At 41.9% G+C, this 15831-nt stretch carries 12 protein-coding genes; 7 read left to right on the forward strand and 5 right to left on the reverse strand.

What is annotated here, in order from left to right; translation table 11 throughout:
* Window positions 1-187 precede the first annotated feature (187 nt).
* On the forward strand, window positions 188-1771 hold the full coding sequence (locus KDJ85_RS15655; protein WP_225820445.1) for a phosphoethanolamine transferase: 1584 nt from the start codon (window positions 188-190) through the stop codon (window positions 1769-1771).
* Between the two features lie 68 nt (window positions 1772-1839).
* The gene (locus KDJ85_RS15660; protein WP_225820446.1) at window positions 1840-2187 is read left to right on the forward strand and encodes a DUF1622 domain-containing protein; all 348 of its coding nucleotides are present in this window, start codon (window positions 1840-1842) and stop codon (window positions 2185-2187) included.
* 79 nt (window positions 2188-2266) lie between these two features.
* On the opposite strand, the gene asd is transcribed toward KDJ85_RS15660, so the two are convergent.
* The 4 genes from asd to KDJ85_RS15680 form a co-directional block, all read right to left on the reverse strand.
* Window positions 2267-3373 carry an aspartate-semialdehyde dehydrogenase gene (gene asd / locus KDJ85_RS15665; protein WP_225820447.1) on the reverse strand — a complete coding sequence of 369 codons (1107 nt, stop codon included), beginning with the start codon at window positions 3371-3373 and terminating at the stop codon, window positions 2267-2269.
* 441 nt (window positions 3374-3814) lie between these two features.
* Window positions 3815-3955 carry a type B 50S ribosomal protein L36 gene (ykgO, locus tag KDJ85_RS15670; protein ID WP_206085604.1) on the reverse strand — a complete coding sequence of 47 codons (141 nt, stop codon included), beginning with the start codon at window positions 3953-3955 and terminating at the stop codon, window positions 3815-3817.
* Window positions 3956-3957: 2 nt separating this feature from the next.
* On the reverse strand, window positions 3958-4218 hold the full coding sequence (locus KDJ85_RS15675) for a type B 50S ribosomal protein L31 (RefSeq protein ID WP_219245179.1): 261 nt from the start codon (window positions 4216-4218) through the stop codon (window positions 3958-3960).
* 147 nt (window positions 4219-4365) lie between these two features.
* Complete coding sequence (locus tag KDJ85_RS15680; protein ID WP_225820448.1) at window positions 4366-4989, reverse strand: YagU family protein; 624 nt, start codon at window positions 4987-4989, stop codon at window positions 4366-4368.
* A 277-nt stretch (window positions 4990-5266) separates the two neighbouring features.
* Between KDJ85_RS15680 and nagK the strand changes: the two genes are divergently transcribed.
* The 5 genes from nagK (at window position 5267) to KDJ85_RS15705 (ending at window position 15140) form a co-directional block, all read left to right on the forward strand.
* Window positions 5267-6178, forward strand: a complete 912-nt coding sequence (gene nagK / locus KDJ85_RS15685) for an N-acetylglucosamine kinase (RefSeq protein WP_225820449.1) — start codon at window positions 5267-5269, stop codon at window positions 6176-6178.
* 310 nt (window positions 6179-6488) lie between these two features.
* Entirely contained in the window at window positions 6489-7124 is a 636-nt protein-coding gene (locus KDJ85_RS15690; RefSeq protein WP_225820450.1) for an OB-fold-containig protein, read from the forward strand.
* A gap of 76 nt (window positions 7125-7200) precedes the next feature.
* A complete protein-coding gene (locus KDJ85_RS15695) occupies window positions 7201-9402 on the forward strand; it encodes a flotillin family protein (RefSeq protein ID WP_225820451.1) in 2202 nt (733 codons plus the stop codon).
* A gap of 234 nt (window positions 9403-9636) precedes the next feature.
* On the forward strand, window positions 9637-14577 hold the full coding sequence (locus KDJ85_RS15700) for a DNA repair ATPase (protein ID WP_225820452.1): 4941 nt from the start codon (window positions 9637-9639) through the stop codon (window positions 14575-14577).
* On the forward strand, window positions 14574-15140 hold the full coding sequence (locus tag KDJ85_RS15705) for a rhomboid family intramembrane serine protease (RefSeq protein WP_225820453.1): 567 nt from the start codon (window positions 14574-14576) through the stop codon (window positions 15138-15140). The genes KDJ85_RS15700 and KDJ85_RS15705 overlap by 4 nt, the downstream gene beginning before the upstream one ends.
* Here KDJ85_RS15705 and KDJ85_RS15710 read toward each other — a convergent pair.
* Complete coding sequence (locus tag KDJ85_RS15710; RefSeq protein WP_225820454.1) at window positions 15119-15778, reverse strand: helix-turn-helix transcriptional regulator; 660 nt, start codon at window positions 15776-15778, stop codon at window positions 15119-15121. The two genes, KDJ85_RS15705 and KDJ85_RS15710, sit on opposite strands and share 22 nt — an antisense overlap.
* Window positions 15779-15831: the final 53 nt, after the last annotated feature.

The following is a 15831-nucleotide window of genomic DNA, read 5'->3' on the forward strand; positions in this document are numbered from 1 at the left end:
TTAGAAGGGGCTTTTTCTGACTAAACCTCACGCTCTTTTACATTCTTTTACGCCACTCTTTTGATTATCTTACGTTTTATCATGTTATAAACAGTTAATACATTTCGTTAATGAAATGTTAGCCTATAAAAATCTTTTTTATTCTTCAGTAAGGCAAGGCTCAAATACATATAAGACAACAATGATTATGCAGCAACTGATTGCTTTAACTTATATTTTAGCTTTTTCGACTCTTCCTGTTTTTTTAAGTGGAGATGTAAGCATAACAACCGATATCGCCATCATCGTTTCTGGTTTATTGGTAATGGTGCTGTGTGCGAGTACTTATCGCGCGGTACTCGGTAAAATATTCACCGTTGTTATTGCACTTTTGTGGGCGCTTAATCTATCCATTTCTTTCTTTTTCTACCAAAAGCATGATATCCGTTTTTCATCTTCTATTGCCGAAACCTTTATTAATACCAATAGCAATGAAACAATGGGTATGTTGTCCTATAATATTGGTTATGTCGCTTTTTATCTTATTGTTTTTGTTTTGTATTTATTTAGCATTCATCGGTGCTCAAAATACATATCACCGCGTATAACCAAATTGAATATAGTATTCGTAGTTGGGTTTCTGGTTTCTATTCCCATTTATTATTCACCATTACTTAAACAGCCCGATAGCCATTTATTAGTCGGCGAAAAATATCTGCAAAACTCCCCTTTTTATAATGCGGCAGCCTTACTGAAAAATTTTTACGAAAACAGAGAGATAGAACAGATATCATCACAAAAGGTCTCTTTTCATTACGACAAAACCTCCAGCGATACACAAATTTATGTGTTGGTGGTTGGCGAGTCTCTGCGCCGAGATCACATGAGTCTGTATGGTTATGGCTATAACACAACACCAAACCTAAAAAACCGCCAAAACCAAATGCAAGTTTTCACACAAGCGTACTCCCCGGCTCCTGTGACTATCTTGTCGGTACCAATTTCCCTCGCTAATATTCAGCTCACACAAATACAAAATAAAAAACATTACGCTGATAACATTATTTCATTAGCAAACCATGCTGGGTTCAAAACCTACTGGCTCAGTAACCAAGGTAAGACCAACAAAAAAACCAGTGTGATATCTACGATCGCTAGTATGGCACAAGACAAAACGTGGAACGAGTTTGTAGGTTATGATAATGAATTAATTGATGATTTCGAAAGTGCAATTAATGACAACACCGCAAAGAAAAAGCTGATTGTCTTACATACCTATGGGAGCCATGAACCTGCTTGTAACCGTTTTCCAGAAGAGCAACTCAAAAAAATGAGTGGGCAAGAGGATGATGATTGTTATGACAGCTCCATTGCCTATACCGATGCATTTATTGAAGAATTATTGCAGAAAATAGAAGGCAAACCTGCCACACTGATGTTTTTTGCTGACCACGCACTGCAACGTTTAGACAGTGATGGCAATATTCATTACCATCATGGTGTAAATAATCCGAGAAAAGAAGCTTATGAAATCCCGTTATTTATTTGGTACAGCCAACGCACATCAGAAAAAAATACATTAACGGCAAAAACGTTAAATAGCCCCTACTCAACCGCAAATAATTATTGGCTAATCAGTGATTGGCTCGGAATACATCACCGCGCCTCGCAAAGCTGTTTATCACCCTTACGTGAATGTTATCAACCTAATAAAAATATTCAGGTAATTGATGGTAACCGAAATTTATTATCCATTAATCAATTACCAACAGAAACGGTCGACCCACAATAAAACTCGATATTTTGCCAATCTTTGCTCATAGTTAGCGCATTGAGTTTCATCTAAATATCGAGGCTTGTATGTTCGAATTAACTTTTTTACGTGAGTTATTAGGCTCTAGCGTTCATGTACTTCAATTACTGTTAGAAGCCATTTCCGTCATCTGTGTGATTATTGGTTTAATCAAAACATTAATTGTATGGTTTCGCGTTAAAATAGCGCGTACCGCACGTTATTGTTTTGGTGATTGGTTAGCCACCGCATTAGAGTTTCAGTTAGCAGCAGATATTTTAGCTACCACCGTTGACCCTGATTTAGATAGCCTGATCAAATTAGGTATCATCGCCGTGATTAGAACGTTCCTAAACTATTTCTTAGCTAAAGAATTAGAACACCAGCCACAACAGCATACCCAAAAAATACAATAAATTACCAAGCCCTTTTAACGAAAAAAAGCCTACACAATGTTCATGTGTAGGCTTGATAAAACACAGTATTAGTTTGCCACTACAGTAAGATTCTCAACATACGGCGCAGCGGTTCAGCGGCGCCCCATAACAGTTGGTCACCGACAGTAAAAGCAGATAAATACTCTGGGCCCATATTCAGTTTACGTAAGCGCCCTACTGGCGTGCTTAATGTACCTGTCACTGCCGCAGGGGTCAGCTCACGCATAGTGATTTCACGGTCATTCGGCACGACTTTCACCCAATCATTATGGGAAGCCAACAGCTGTTCAACCTCGTTTAATGGAATATCTTTTTTCAGTTTTAAAGTGAAAGCTTGGCTATGGCAGCGCAATGCACCAATACGAACACATAAACCATCCACTGGAATGATGTTATTACCCGTTGCTAAAATTTTGTTGGTTTCTGCTTGGCCTTTCCATTCTTCGCGGCTTTGCCCATTTTCCAACGCTTTATCAATCCACGGGATCAAACTGCCTGCTAATGGCACACCGAAGGCATCTGTTGGCATTGTGCCACTACGGGTAAAATCGGTGACTTTTTTCTCGATATCTAAAATTGCGGATGCAGGGTCTTGTAGCTCTTTTGCAACTTGCGTGTGTAATGACCCCATTTGAGCTAAAAGTTCACGCATATTACGAGCACCTGCACCCGATGCCGCTTGATAAGTGGCAACAGATGCCCATTCAACCAAATTATTAGTGAATAAGCCGCCCAGAGACATCAACATCAAACTGACCGTACAGTTACCACCAACAAAGGTCTTAATACCTTTATTTAATCCATCTTGAATGTGTTGGTTATTCACAGGGTCTAAAATGATGATCGCATCATCTTTCATCCGCAGTGACGATGCCGCATCAATCCAATAGCCATTCCAGCCAGCTTCACGCAATTTCGGATAGACATCATTAGTATAATCGCCCCCTTGGCAGCTAATGATAATATCTAATGCCTTTAGCGCATCAATATCAAACGCATCTTGTAACGTACTACGGTGGCCGCCGTATGTAGGTGCTTCAGCACCGTGTTGTGAGGTCGTGAAGAACACAGGACGAATTCCATCAAAATCACGTTCTTCAACCATTCTCTGCATGAGTACAGAGCCAACCATTCCTCGCCAACCAACAAATCCTACATTTTTCATTTCTATTCACCCTGTTTGTTTAATATTTTACCAAAAAATTTCCAGTTCCGACTCAAGCCCTCTTAGATGCTGCCATTTTTATCATTCATCGGGCATTCACATAAGTTAAAGCTAGAAATTTTTCGGATGTATTTTACTCAAAATAATTCGAGTTGCAGGTAGGCGACAAGTGAAGAGAGCCCGATGAGCATACATGGTATGTGATTCGGCTGTCTGAACGCAGTCAACACCCATGCAACTTGAAGTATGACAAGTATAAACTTGACAAAATATGACCTAGTACGCAAGTGAATTTCATCACTATTAGCAGGATGATTAGTAATAAAACTAATGGACGCAGAGAAAATACAAAAAAAACCACGACAAGGAGTATGCGTTGTCGTGGTTAAGCTAAAAATAAAATGAGGCAATACAGGTAAATTTTTAAAGGAAAAGCAGGAACTAACGTTTTTTCTTGCAGCCTTGCACTGCTTTAAAACGCGGGTTAGCTTTACAAATCACATATACGCGCCCACGGCGGCGAACCACTTGGCAATCTGGGTGGCGCGTTTTTGCTGTTTTTAATGAACTCAACACTTTCACGTTTACTTATCCTCTGTTTGCAGAAAACGCCCAAAACGTTTCTGGAATTGTGCTGTTTTCCCTTCTTGGGAAATTAATTTTTGTTTTCCCGTGTAGAACGGATGTGATTGAGAAGAGACGTCCAACGTAACATACGGAAAAGTTTCGCCTTCAAATTCAATCGTTTTTTCTGTTTTAATCGTTGAACCCACTTTGAAATAGGCATCCGCACTGGTGTCATGGAAAACAACTGTGCGATATTGAGGATGGATCCCTTGTTTCATAATAACCACCTAAATGTAATGTTATAATATAACAATACACTTTATCAAAAAGGGACGCAATGATTTTATTTGTCAAAAATAAACAAAGAGGAAGACAGGCGTTATTTTTGCCATAACGCCTGTCCGTTGAGGTGAGAATAAAAAACCTTAACGATAGCCTTGCGATAGCGGAACTTCAGGATCTGGCTCACCTGTTATACGGTTTCTTAAATCGCGACGGATAATCTCAATCGACCAAAACCAAATTAAATGCCCGAAAATTTCAGAAACATTTTCATACCAAGGTAAGTCTAAAAGTGGCGGTGTTAAGCCCATTAAAGGGAATGAAATCATATGAACAAATAACTGCGCTAATGCCCCCGCTAATAGACCTTGCCATAATTTAATTTTTGGAAAAATCTCTGCCACGATGCAGTAACCAATCGCAAAAACCAGTGAAAAGAGGATATGTGTCACACCTACCCAATTAAAAACATGTCCGGCGAATGTATACACTGCTGCATTTGGATCTACCATCCCTAACCAATCCCTTAAAAATACATAAGGTGGATTGAGAAAATTACGTGAGCAGTCCACTTGCTCAGCAACCCGGATCAGTGTTTCTGGTGAACAAGCGGCATTAAACATATCGGTTGGACTACGTGGTGGTAAAGGCACTTCAGCCCCCCACTTCACAAAGGCAGAAACAATCCCACTGATAATACCAACAAAGAACGCAACACCATAACGACGGCGTTTTTTTTCTGTAATATAAAAGAATCCCCGAGCCATAAAACCTCTTTATTTGACTTAAGTTTTTTGAGATTTATTTATTCTCCTTTTATGAACATCCGTAAATGATATGAATCAATAAAATAATAATCACCAATAGAAATAATCACGCTCACAATTGCTACTCCGAGTTCACTGAACAGAAATAAAAACCAAAACGATAATTTCTCCAGCCACAATCTTTTGTATAATTAAGCCATCACACATGATCATTTAATTGTTTATCAAATGGATACGTCATTATCGATGATAAACATACCATTTGGGGAAAAGGAAAATGTATTACGGCTTTGACATGGGCGGAACCAAAATTGAACTGGCGGTCTTTGATAATGAACTCAATCAAGTCTGGCAGAAACGAGTTCCGACACCTAAAAATGACTACCAAGCACTGCTGGATACCTTTCTTGTGCTCACCCAAGAAGCCGATGAAAAATTCAATTGCCAAGGGAAAATTGGCGTTGGCGTTCCTGGTATTGTTAATCATGCAGAAGGCACCGTATTTACCACTAACGTTCCCGCAGCGCAGTACAAGCCTCTGATTCATGACTTAGCCAATGCGTTACAGCGCCCAGTAAAAGTGGAAAACGATGCCAATTGCTTTGCGCTATCCGAAGCTTGGGATCCTGAATTTAAGCGTTATCCAACGGTGTTGGGCTTAATTTTGGGTACAGGAGTGGGGGGCGGATTTGTCATTAATGGCAAAGTGTTGTCAGGGAAAAATGGGATTGCAGGCGAAATTGGCCACATGAACCTCAGTGTTCGCGCAGCAAAACTATTAGGGGATACCGTCCCTGAAGTAACCTGTGGTTGCGGACAAACAGCTTGCTTCGAGACTTACCTTTCAGGCCCTGGGTTTGAGCGTATTTATACTGCATTTACAGGGGAAGAACGCTCTGCTATTGAAATTATTAAGCGATATCATCAGCAAAGCCCTGAAGCAGTCGAGCACGTTGAACGCTACATGTCTGTATTGGCGATGTTTATGGGGCAAGTCATTACCGTATTCGACCCCGATTTAGTCGTCTTTGGCGGCGGTTTATCGCAATTTGAAGAGATTTACCAGCGTTTGCCTGAAGTTCTACCTCAATATCTGTATGGCATTGCCACTTTACCTGCCATTGAAAAAGCCCGCTATGGTGATTCTGGCGGGGCTCGCGGTGCTGCGTTCCTCAACTTAATCGACTAACTTTCTTTTCATACTCCTTGGTAATTATCTACCAAGGAGTTCATTTACCTTTATTTTCAGATGATAATCATTATCATCCATTTGCAAATGGTGCTAAAATAACCCAAGACCGGTTTTATTATCATTGCCATTCTCAGAATAACTTCAGCAAATTATAAATAGAAAACAGCAAGATATTATTAAATTTGGGCGATAAAGACTTGTCTGATACAGCTTGCGACTAAAAACGCTATTATTACATTACATACAATAAGGTAATAAACAAAAACATCCGCCGTTACCCCTTAAACAACAATAAAGAGAAGGCCTTATGGGATTGTTTTTTCAGAATAGTTTGATGTTTCCCACCATTGTTTTTAGTGGATTACTCATTATTGTTTTATTTTACTGGTTATGTGCAGCATTTGGCTTACTCGATATTGATGTCTTTAATATTGATACCGAATTCGATGCAGGGCTTGATGCTTCAGGGTTCGCGGGCTGGCTCACCAAACTGGGCTTAGCGGGGATCCCTGTTACCATTATTCTAACCTTATTTACGCTATTTGGCTGGGTTATCAGCTACTTTTGCGTTTATGGCTTTATCCGTTTTATTGATTCAACCCTATTACGCTACCTTGTTGGCTTTGCCGTATTTGCCATCACACTGTTTATTTCCCTTCATCTCACTGCTTTATGTTTAAAACCCGTTCGTAAAAAACTGGTCAGCCTCAATAAACCCAAAACCGTACATCAGCTTATTGGCAAATTAGCGACTGTACGTTCAGGGTCAGTGAGTGAACAAAATGGGGAAGCGATGTTAGAAGATGGCGGTGCAGGGTTAATTTTACAGATACGCGCACCATCAACCGAGAATTTAAAGCGAGGCGATCGCGTCGTTATTATTAGCTATGACGCGCAGTCCCACAGTTACCAAGTCGTGACGGAAGATGAGTTCCGTCATTAGTTTTCACGATATAGACAATAAACCTTTGCTTGCCTATTTAAAATAACGACCTCGTCGGAACCTATGGAGAAGAAATATGGATTTGGCTGCATTAATGCCCTTTTTAACCATTATTGGCGGGATCATCGTCATTATTTTAGGCTTCTTTGGATTATTTAAAGCCTTCTATATCAAAGTCCCACAAGGTACCGCATTGATTGTGAACGACATGTCGTCACAACCCAAAGTGCATTTCACAGGTGCGCTGGTTTATCCTGTTATCTATAAAAAAGAATTTATGCGAATTTCACTTCTAACATTAGAAGTGGATCGCCGTGGTAAAGACGGTTTAATTTGCCATGATAACTTGCGTGCGGATATCACTGTTGCTTTTTACTTACGTGTAAATGAAACCACTGAAGACGTATTGAAAGTAGCAAAAGCTATTGGGGTTGACCGCGCTTCTGACCACCAAGCCGTCAGCACCTTATTTAGTGCAAAATTCTCTGAAGCACTAAAAACAGTCGGTAAACAGTTTGATTTAGCAAAACTTTTTGAAGATCGCCAAAACTTCCGTGACCGCATCGTTGATGTGATTGGTAAAGACCTTAATGGCTATGCATTAGAAGACGTTGCCATTGACTATTTAGAGCAAACACCGAAATCTGCTCTTGACCCAAACAATATCTTTGACTCTGAAGGTATTCGTAAAATCACTGAAATTACTGCTATCCATAACATTGAAACGAACCAAAAAGAACGTGACCAAGAGTTAGCGATTCAAAAGAAAAATGTGGAAACACGCGAAGCCAGTTTAGCACTAGAACGCCAACAAGCGGATGCGGAAGCACGTCAAAAGCGTGAAATTGATAATATTCGTTCCCGTGAACAAGCCGAAACACTGCGTGTTCAAGAAGAAGAACGCTTAAAATCGGAACAAGCACGTATACAAACTCAGCAAGAAATTGAGATTCGTGAAGAAAACCGAATGCGTGAAGTTGAAGTTGCTCAACAAAACCGCACCCGTGCCGTAGCCATTGAAGAAGAACGCGTTAGTCGCGCACGAGAACTTGAAATCGTTGCCCGTGAGCGTGAAGTTGAGCTACAACGCATTGAAAAAGAAAAAGCATTAGAAGAAGAACGCAAAAACATCTCGAATGTGATCCGTGAACGTGTTGCCGTTGAAAAAACCGTCGCACAGGAAGAAGAACGTATTAAAGAAGTCCGTGAAGTGTCTGAAGCTGATCGTATGCGCCAAGTTACTGTAATCAACGCACAAGCCGAAGCTGAAGAGTTATTGGTTCGCCAAGTGAAGAGAGCCGAAGCCGATGAAGCGAGCGCTAAACACAAAGCGGAAGAAATCAGCACCATGGCACAAGCTGAATTAGAAGCCTCAGCCAAACAAGCAGAAGCGAAAAAACGCTTAGCAGAAGGGATTGAAGCTGAACACGCTGCGTTAGGTTTAGCAGAAGCCCGCGTTCGCCAAGCGACTGCTGAAGCAGAAGAAAAAGAAGGTTTAGTACTAGCCAATATTACCGCCGAAAAACTGTTAGCAGAAGCACGTGGCTTGAAAGAAAAAGGTTTAACCGAAGCACAAGTCATGGAAGCCAAAGCGAAAGCAGAGCAACAACAAGGGCTTGCTGAAGCCAAAATCCTCGAAGAGAAATTAGCAGCGCAAGCGCGTGGTGAAGAACAACAAGCCAACGCAAAAGAAAAATTAGGTTTAGCGGATGCAAAAGTCCTTGAAGAGAAACTGGCAGCACAAGCTCGAGGTGAAGGCCAGTTAGGTTCAGCACAAGCGGAAGTTATTCGTCAGCGCCTGAAAGCTGAAGCAGACGGCTTAACTGACAAATTCAAATCCATGGATCACCTCAGCGATACCGCACGTTCCCATGAAGAATTCCGTATGCGCCTTGAGAAAGAATTTGAACAAGCTATGGCATCTATCGATGCCAATAAAGAAATCGCTCGTGAGCAAGCGGATGTCTTGGCTGCAGCGCTTAGCAAAACCAATATCGAAATTGTGGGCGGCGATGGTAACTTCTTCAACACCTTCTCTAAAGCACTTAGCTTAGGTAAGGCTGTCGATGGCTTTATGGATAAAAGCAGCTTCGCCAAAGAAAATGTGGAAAAACTGATTAACCGCAGTAAGGAAGATAAAAAAATCGATATTGCCGCTTTACTGAAAAACCCTGAAGTTCAAGACCTAATCAATGGCTTTATGGCTGCAAAAGGCGCTGGACAATTAGCAAAAACCGTAACGGCAAAACCCGTTCCACCCGCTGATGACCAACTTTAGTTAATCAAAATCTGAGGGGCATTTTTTGCCCTTCAGACTGCTGACAAACTGATTAGGTTTGGCAGCAGGTTGGATTGGTTTTGAAAATAGACAAGGAAAATCAATTTATTGATTTTCGGCTGATAACACAAAGCAGGAAAAACCACGCTTTTATCCTGCTTTGTCAACAACCTCAGGGGCATTTTTGCCCCTATTGCCTTTTTTTTCATCCACTTTAAGGGAATTCGCTGCACCATGTCAGATTTTCAGGAAACGGATCGCGAGCAAGAAATACTCGATAGCGCTGTTGCAGAAGGGGGCGCTTATGACATTTTACGTAAGCGGCTGACCGAACAAGGCCAGCAACTTCACCAAAAAGCCATACAGCTCAATGAAAAACGCCTAGAAGAATTTGGTCAAAGCCAAATGGATATTATTGGGCGTATTCGTATTCGTACTGAAAATAACTGCCAAGCCCGAGATATTGTTCGAGTGGGTGAATGGTTGTTATTTGGCTATAACGTTTTCCTTGGATTAAAAAAAGAAACGCACCTCAATGATGTATTTTCATTGTATCGATTGATTGAAAATGAAGGCGAATTTGATGTTGAAGCCGTCGATAATGAAGATACCTTTTTAAATGATACTCGGTTTATTCAGGATTTTACTGAGCTCTATACCTATTATAAAAACACCCAATTACTGCAACTTGTAGAGCGTGATGGCAAACTGCTGGCTAGCTTTCAAATCGGCGACCGCATTACCGATGTCCGCGTTTTTCGTTGGTCAATCTCAAGTGACAAACAACGTATTGAATACATTGATAATCGAGGGGAACGCGATATCGCCCTTCCCCCTGCTTATGACTTTGAGTGGCAAAAAACCACGCGCGAAGACACCGTAAATGGCCGTTACCCTCACATTAATATCCTCGATACCGTATTTGTTGAAACTATCGGTGGCGACTTAACCATTAAGTGTGAAAATAACACAGAAGATGGTTTGGGGATTTATCGTGAAGCAGTACTGGATAAAAACCAGTCCCTCGACGATGCGCAAATTGAATATGCCCAAACGGGCAGCCTGATTATTTTAAAGATTTTACCTTATCGGGAAGAAAGCTGGCGCTATCTGGTTTACAACACACTGACCCAGTCTGTACAACGCATTGATGCCATTGGGCAGGCTTGCGTTCAGCTCCCTGAAGATCACGGTATTATTTTCCCAGGGGGGTATTACCTACAAAGTGGGGAATATAAAACCTTTGAGCAGCCAATGGATGGCATGCGTTTTCGCCGCTTACGTCGCTCACCAAATGGGGAGGACGTTTTATATGTGTTTTACTCCCCCAATCAAGGCCGTATTGCACTTTTTAACTACAACCTAATTGAACGCACCCTGTCTGTTCCATTGATTGGGCACGGTTATGCCATGCTTGAAGATGGCAAAATGGTTCTGTTCGAAGGTGAAGGGGAAGAAGCCACTCGCGTCCATCCAATGCAAGTGTGGCAAACACCTTTTTATTCTGATGAATTTGCGGATAAGCAACCTACTCGAGGGGGCTTTTTTGGCCGAATTGGTAACGCAGATTTAGTCCGTGGCATTTCTGAAATATTGCATGTTGCCAAAGAGATTGAAGGCAATCATGTTTCTATCGCCCGCTATGAGCAGCTCAGCCAGCAACCTAAAAATTTATTGGATTTATACTATTGGTTTAGCGATGAGCAATGCTTAGAAATTGGTAAGTTACTGAAAGAAATCACGCAAACCAGTGAATTAGTGCTTGATGAATATGAAAAGGTAGAAAGCATCCGCCAGCAGTCGGCTAAATCGATGAATGAAGCCATTAGCCGCCAGAAATCACTATTATCGCTAACATTACCCGATAGCTGGGATGATATTCAGCAATTTGTTGATGGTTTAAATGCCCTAAACGCACAACGCGGGCACTTGATTTCGCTGCGTGAATTTCGCTATATGGATTTAGAAAAACTGAGTGAAATGGAAGGCGAAATTGAAAAAAATCAACAATATGTCTCCCAAGAAACCGCCGTTTTTCTGGCTAGCGATAAAGCGCTACAACCTTTCAAAGCACAATTAACCGTTTTTGAAGAACAAACCGAAAAAGCACAAAACAGCGCCCAATTAGATATCCCAATGAATGACATGGAAAAAATGTCAGCAGATTTGGATATGCTATCTAATTTAATGGCTTCACTGTCATTCAATGATGTGACACAACAAACCCACATCATTGATTCTATCTCACAAATTTATGCACAGCTGAATCAGTCACGGGCTCGCTTACAACAGAAACGAAAGTCCCAAACCAGCGTTGAAACCGTGGCGCAGTTTGGCGCACAATTTCGTTTATTTAGCCAAGGGATCACCAATGCATTGTCCCTTGCGACAGACCCTGAGCGTTGTGATGATCAGCTATCAAGATTACTGGTTCAATTAGAAGAACTGGAAAGCCAGTTTAGTGGCCACGATGAGTTTCTTGATGATATCTTAGCCAAGCGCGAAGAGTTACTTGAAACCTTTGAATCTCATAAACAAATTCTCATTGATGACCGCCAGCGCCGTGCACAAAATCTGTTAACTGCCGCTGACCGCTTACTCGATAGCTTGCAACGCAGAACCACCCGCCTGCAATCTCAAGATGAGCTAAATGCATTTTTTGCCTCAGACCCCCTTGCGTTAAAAACGCGAGAAATCATCGAAAAACTGAGAGAGATTAACGACAATGTTAAAGCCGATGATATCGATGCTCGCTTAAAAGCATCTCGTGACCAAGCTATTCGCATTCTGCGTGATAAAACCGATATTTTTGAAGATGGCGGTAATATCATCAAATTGGGTCGCCATCGATTTAGCGTTAACACGCAAGAGCTAGACCTCACTATCTTGCCTAAAAATAACCAACTCTGGGTATATCTCACGGGTACGGATTTTCAGGAACCGATTGAAAATGAAGAGCTCACGCAGCTACAGCCTTATTGGACGGCAACCTTAGAATCTGAGTCAGAGACAGTTTATCGCGCTGAATACCTTGCTTATTCGATTATTTATTCTGCCGCTAAACGCCAAGACGAACTCAACATGGCGTTGTTAACCAGCGCGTTAACCTCCCCTGAAAAGCTGGAAAAAATCGTGCGCGATTTTGCAGGCCCACGCTACAAAGAAGGCTATGAAAAAGGGATTCACGACCACGATGCCATTGCAATCTTAAAAAAATTAATCCCTGTCGGGGAGAGTGCCGATCTTCTTCGTTATAACCCGACTGCGCGTGCAATTGCAGCGATTTACTGGGAAATAGCCCAAAACGAAGAGTTCCCCGCTCTTTGGCCTGAACGTGCTAGAACAGCGATGAACATTCATCAACTGTTCCATAATGATAATGCCTTACTCGACCTACAAGCGGAAATTGAAGCTAATATCAGTTTGTTTTTACAAGATAATCCTATTCAATGCCAAAGTTATGAGCAAACACAAGCTGCGGAATATCTGAGCTTTGCATTAGCACGAACGCCTATCGAACTGGTCTACAGTAAATATGCAAAAGAACTCGTTCTAGCGTTACAAGAGCGCTTAGAAGAAGCTCACATGTGGCTCGACTTCAATCGTTCCCAACAAAATTTAGGCACACGCTACGCCCAACGTTGGTCACTTATTCAAAATTGGCTGCAAGGGCTGTGCTCAACCCCTGAATTCGCACATCTAGTACCTTACATACCTGGTGCAATTGCCATTATTATTTTAGATAAAGTGGCTTCTGTCCGTTACAGCGAAGCTGATCTTTACTTTAAAGTCAGTGGTTTACTGGGAGAACACCCAACCATTGAAAACCAAACGCTATCACTCAGCTTAGATAATTACTTTAGCCGGATGCGTGGCCAGCGAAAACGCTTTATACCTGAATTCCGCCAATACCAAGCTTTGCGACAACGCATCGTAACAGAGGAACGTAGCCGCTTAAAATTACATGAGTTCAAAGCTAAGCCATTGAGCTCTTTCGTACGTAACAAGCTGATTAATGATGTCTACTTACCCATTATTGGCGATAACATGGCGAAGCAAATCGGCGCACTCGGTGAAGGAAAACGTACCGACTTAATGGGGCTACTGTTAATGATCTCCCCACCTGGTTACGGTAAAACTACCTTAATGGAATACGCCGCTGATCGCTTGGGGCTGATTTTCATGAAAGTAAATGGTCCTGCTCTGGGTCATGATGTGCTTTCCCTTGACCCTGCACAGGCACCGAATGCTACCGCGAGGCAAGAGCTAGAAAAACTGAATTTAGCCCTTGAAATGGGAAATAACGTCATGCTGTATGTGGATGACATCCAACATACACACCCTGAATTCTTACAGAAATTCATTTCCCTGTGTGATGGAACACGGCGTATTGAAGGGGTTTGGAAAAACAAAACCAAAACCTATGATATGCGCGGCAAAAAATTCTGTGTGGTGATGGCAGGGAACCCCTATACCGAATCTGGCGAAGTGTTCCGTATCCCTGATATGTTAGCTAACCGTGCCGATATCTATAACCTCGGGGAAGTATTAGGTGGGATGGATGAGGCTTTCGCATTAAGCTATATCGAAAATAGCTTGACCTCTAACCCCGTTTTAGCCCCTTTGGCACTCAGAGATCTCAATGACTTATATCTCCTTGTGGATAAAGCCATGGGGAAATCGGTTTCAACCAATACACTGAGTTACCCTTACTCTGACGCCGAAATAAACGAAATAGTTTTAGTCATCAAACAATTAGTTAAACTTCGCGACATTGTGTTAAAGGTCAATCAGCAATATATTGCCAGCGCAGCTCAATCGGACAAATACCGCACTGAACCTGCATTTCGCTTACAAGGTAGTTACCGAAATATGAATAAACTCAGTGAAAAAGTCTCTTCTGTTATGAATGATGAAGAGCTGGAGCGGCTATTAGATGATCACTACCTCGGTGAAGCGCAATTGCTCACCACGGGTGCAGAGGAAAATTTATTAAAACTCGCAGAGTTACGAGGAACACTAACCGAAAAAGAAGCCGCACGCTGGCAACAAATCAAGAAAGACTTTATGCGGAATAAAGCCCTTGGCGGTGATAATACCGATATTGGTGACCGAGTGGTTGTCCAACTCGCCTCTTTAGTCGAAAGTGTTCAAGCATTAGGTAAAGCCGAATGAAATACCCCCGCGTGACACTATTAGTCGCTTTAGTTGCTCTATTAAGTAGCATTCAGTTGATTAATAGCCTAACGGCGGGTGAGCTTATTCATTTTGGTATTGTCCCTCGTACTCTTAGTGGGTTGATAGGGATTTTGTTTGCCCCTTTTATTCACGGAAGTTGGGATCACTTATTCAGTAATCTTCCGCCACTGATTATACTCAGTGCCCTATTACTCCATCGCACCATCAAGTTTTATCTCGTTGCTTCACTATTCATTATTGTTGTTGGCGGGCTGATGGTATGGCTAGTAGGCCGTAATGCCGTACATGTTGGCGCGAGTGGTTGGATTTTTGGGTTGTGGGGGTTGTTGATTGCCCAAGTTTTTTTGCGCCGTAAACTCGCTGATATCGCCATCGCATTGTTAGTCTTATTTTATTTCGGTGCAATGGCGACTGGCTTATTACCCGTTCATCAATATATTTCGACAGAATCCCATATTGCGGGCGCGTTATCGGGTATTTTGTTTGCTTGGTTGATCAACAAAAGGGAAAAAAACCGTCAACCCACTGAAATACGGTAAACACAACGCCCAGCACCCTCTAACAAATACTGTTCACGTTCAATACTCGCCTCGCTGCCTATCACTTCTTGAAAAAGTGCTAACTCTGAGCGGCAAAAATTTTGGCAAGCCGTTGCGGCGGCGCAAATAGGGCAATGGTTCTCAATAAAGAGCCAATCTTCACCCTCTTGCTCAACTTTTGCCATATAGCCTTCTTCGCTACGCACTTCGGCTAATGCGGCAAGGCACTCAGCTAACGGTAAATTTTGGCAGCGGGCAATATATTTTTCATGGCTTTCAATCTCTCTTTGGTGAATAAGCTTTTCCAAGCCATCATCGCCAAAAATAGTTCGGACAGAATCAATCAGCTGCAATGCAAGCTGAGCGTGAGTGTCAGGGAAACGCTGATGCCCCAATTCAGTTAACACCCAATTTTGCCGTGGCCGGCCAGCCCCTGTTTGTGATAAACACTGAGCCCCTTCAACTAACCCCATCGAAGTCAGTTTTTGAATATGTTGCCTTGCGGCTTCCCCTGTCATATTTAAATCGTTAGCAATCACTGACGTCGAAATCGGCCCTTTGGTTTTAATACAAAAAAGCACTTTATCGACGGCTTGTGTTAGATTTAAATTATCAAAGTAATTACTTGCATTAATCATTATGCGACTCTATTATCCAAGTTACTACTTGGATAATACCTCTTTTTTCTCTA

This window comes from Providencia vermicola (assembly GCF_020381325.1).
Lineage (GTDB): Bacteria > Pseudomonadota > Gammaproteobacteria > Enterobacterales > Enterobacteriaceae > Providencia > Providencia vermicola.

What these genes read in the sequence shown, in the direction of transcription:
- KDJ85_RS15690 (WP_225820450.1), top strand. Translation starts at nt 6,489, where the DNA reads ATGGGATTGTTTTTTCAGAATAGTTTGATGTTTCCCACCATTGTTTTT.
- nagK (WP_225820449.1), top strand. Translation starts at nt 5,267, where the DNA reads ATGTATTACGGCTTTGACATGGGCGGAACCAAAATTGAACTGGCGGTC.
- KDJ85_RS15675 (WP_219245179.1), bottom strand. Translation starts at nt 4,218, where the DNA reads ATGAAACAAGGGATCCATCCTCAATATCGCACAGTTGTTTTCCATGAC.
- KDJ85_RS15695 (WP_225820451.1), top strand. Translation starts at nt 7,201, where the DNA reads ATGGATTTGGCTGCATTAATGCCCTTTTTAACCATTATTGGCGGGATC.
- asd (WP_225820447.1), bottom strand. Translation starts at nt 3,373, where the DNA reads ATGAAAAATGTAGGATTTGTTGGTTGGCGAGGAATGGTTGGCTCTGTA.
- KDJ85_RS15655 (WP_225820445.1), top strand. Translation starts at nt 188, where the DNA reads ATGCAGCAACTGATTGCTTTAACTTATATTTTAGCTTTTTCGACTCTT.
- KDJ85_RS15660 (WP_225820446.1), top strand. Translation starts at nt 1,840, where the DNA reads ATGTTCGAATTAACTTTTTTACGTGAGTTATTAGGCTCTAGCGTTCAT.
- KDJ85_RS15700 (WP_225820452.1), top strand. Translation starts at nt 9,637, where the DNA reads ATGTCAGATTTTCAGGAAACGGATCGCGAGCAAGAAATACTCGATAGC.
- KDJ85_RS15680 (WP_225820448.1), bottom strand. Translation starts at nt 4,989, where the DNA reads ATGGCTCGGGGATTCTTTTATATTACAGAAAAAAAACGCCGTCGTTAT.
- KDJ85_RS15705 (WP_225820453.1), top strand. Translation starts at nt 14,574, where the DNA reads ATGAAATACCCCCGCGTGACACTATTAGTCGCTTTAGTTGCTCTATTA.
- KDJ85_RS15710 (WP_225820454.1), bottom strand. Translation starts at nt 15,778, where the DNA reads ATGATTAATGCAAGTAATTACTTTGATAATTTAAATCTAACACAAGCC.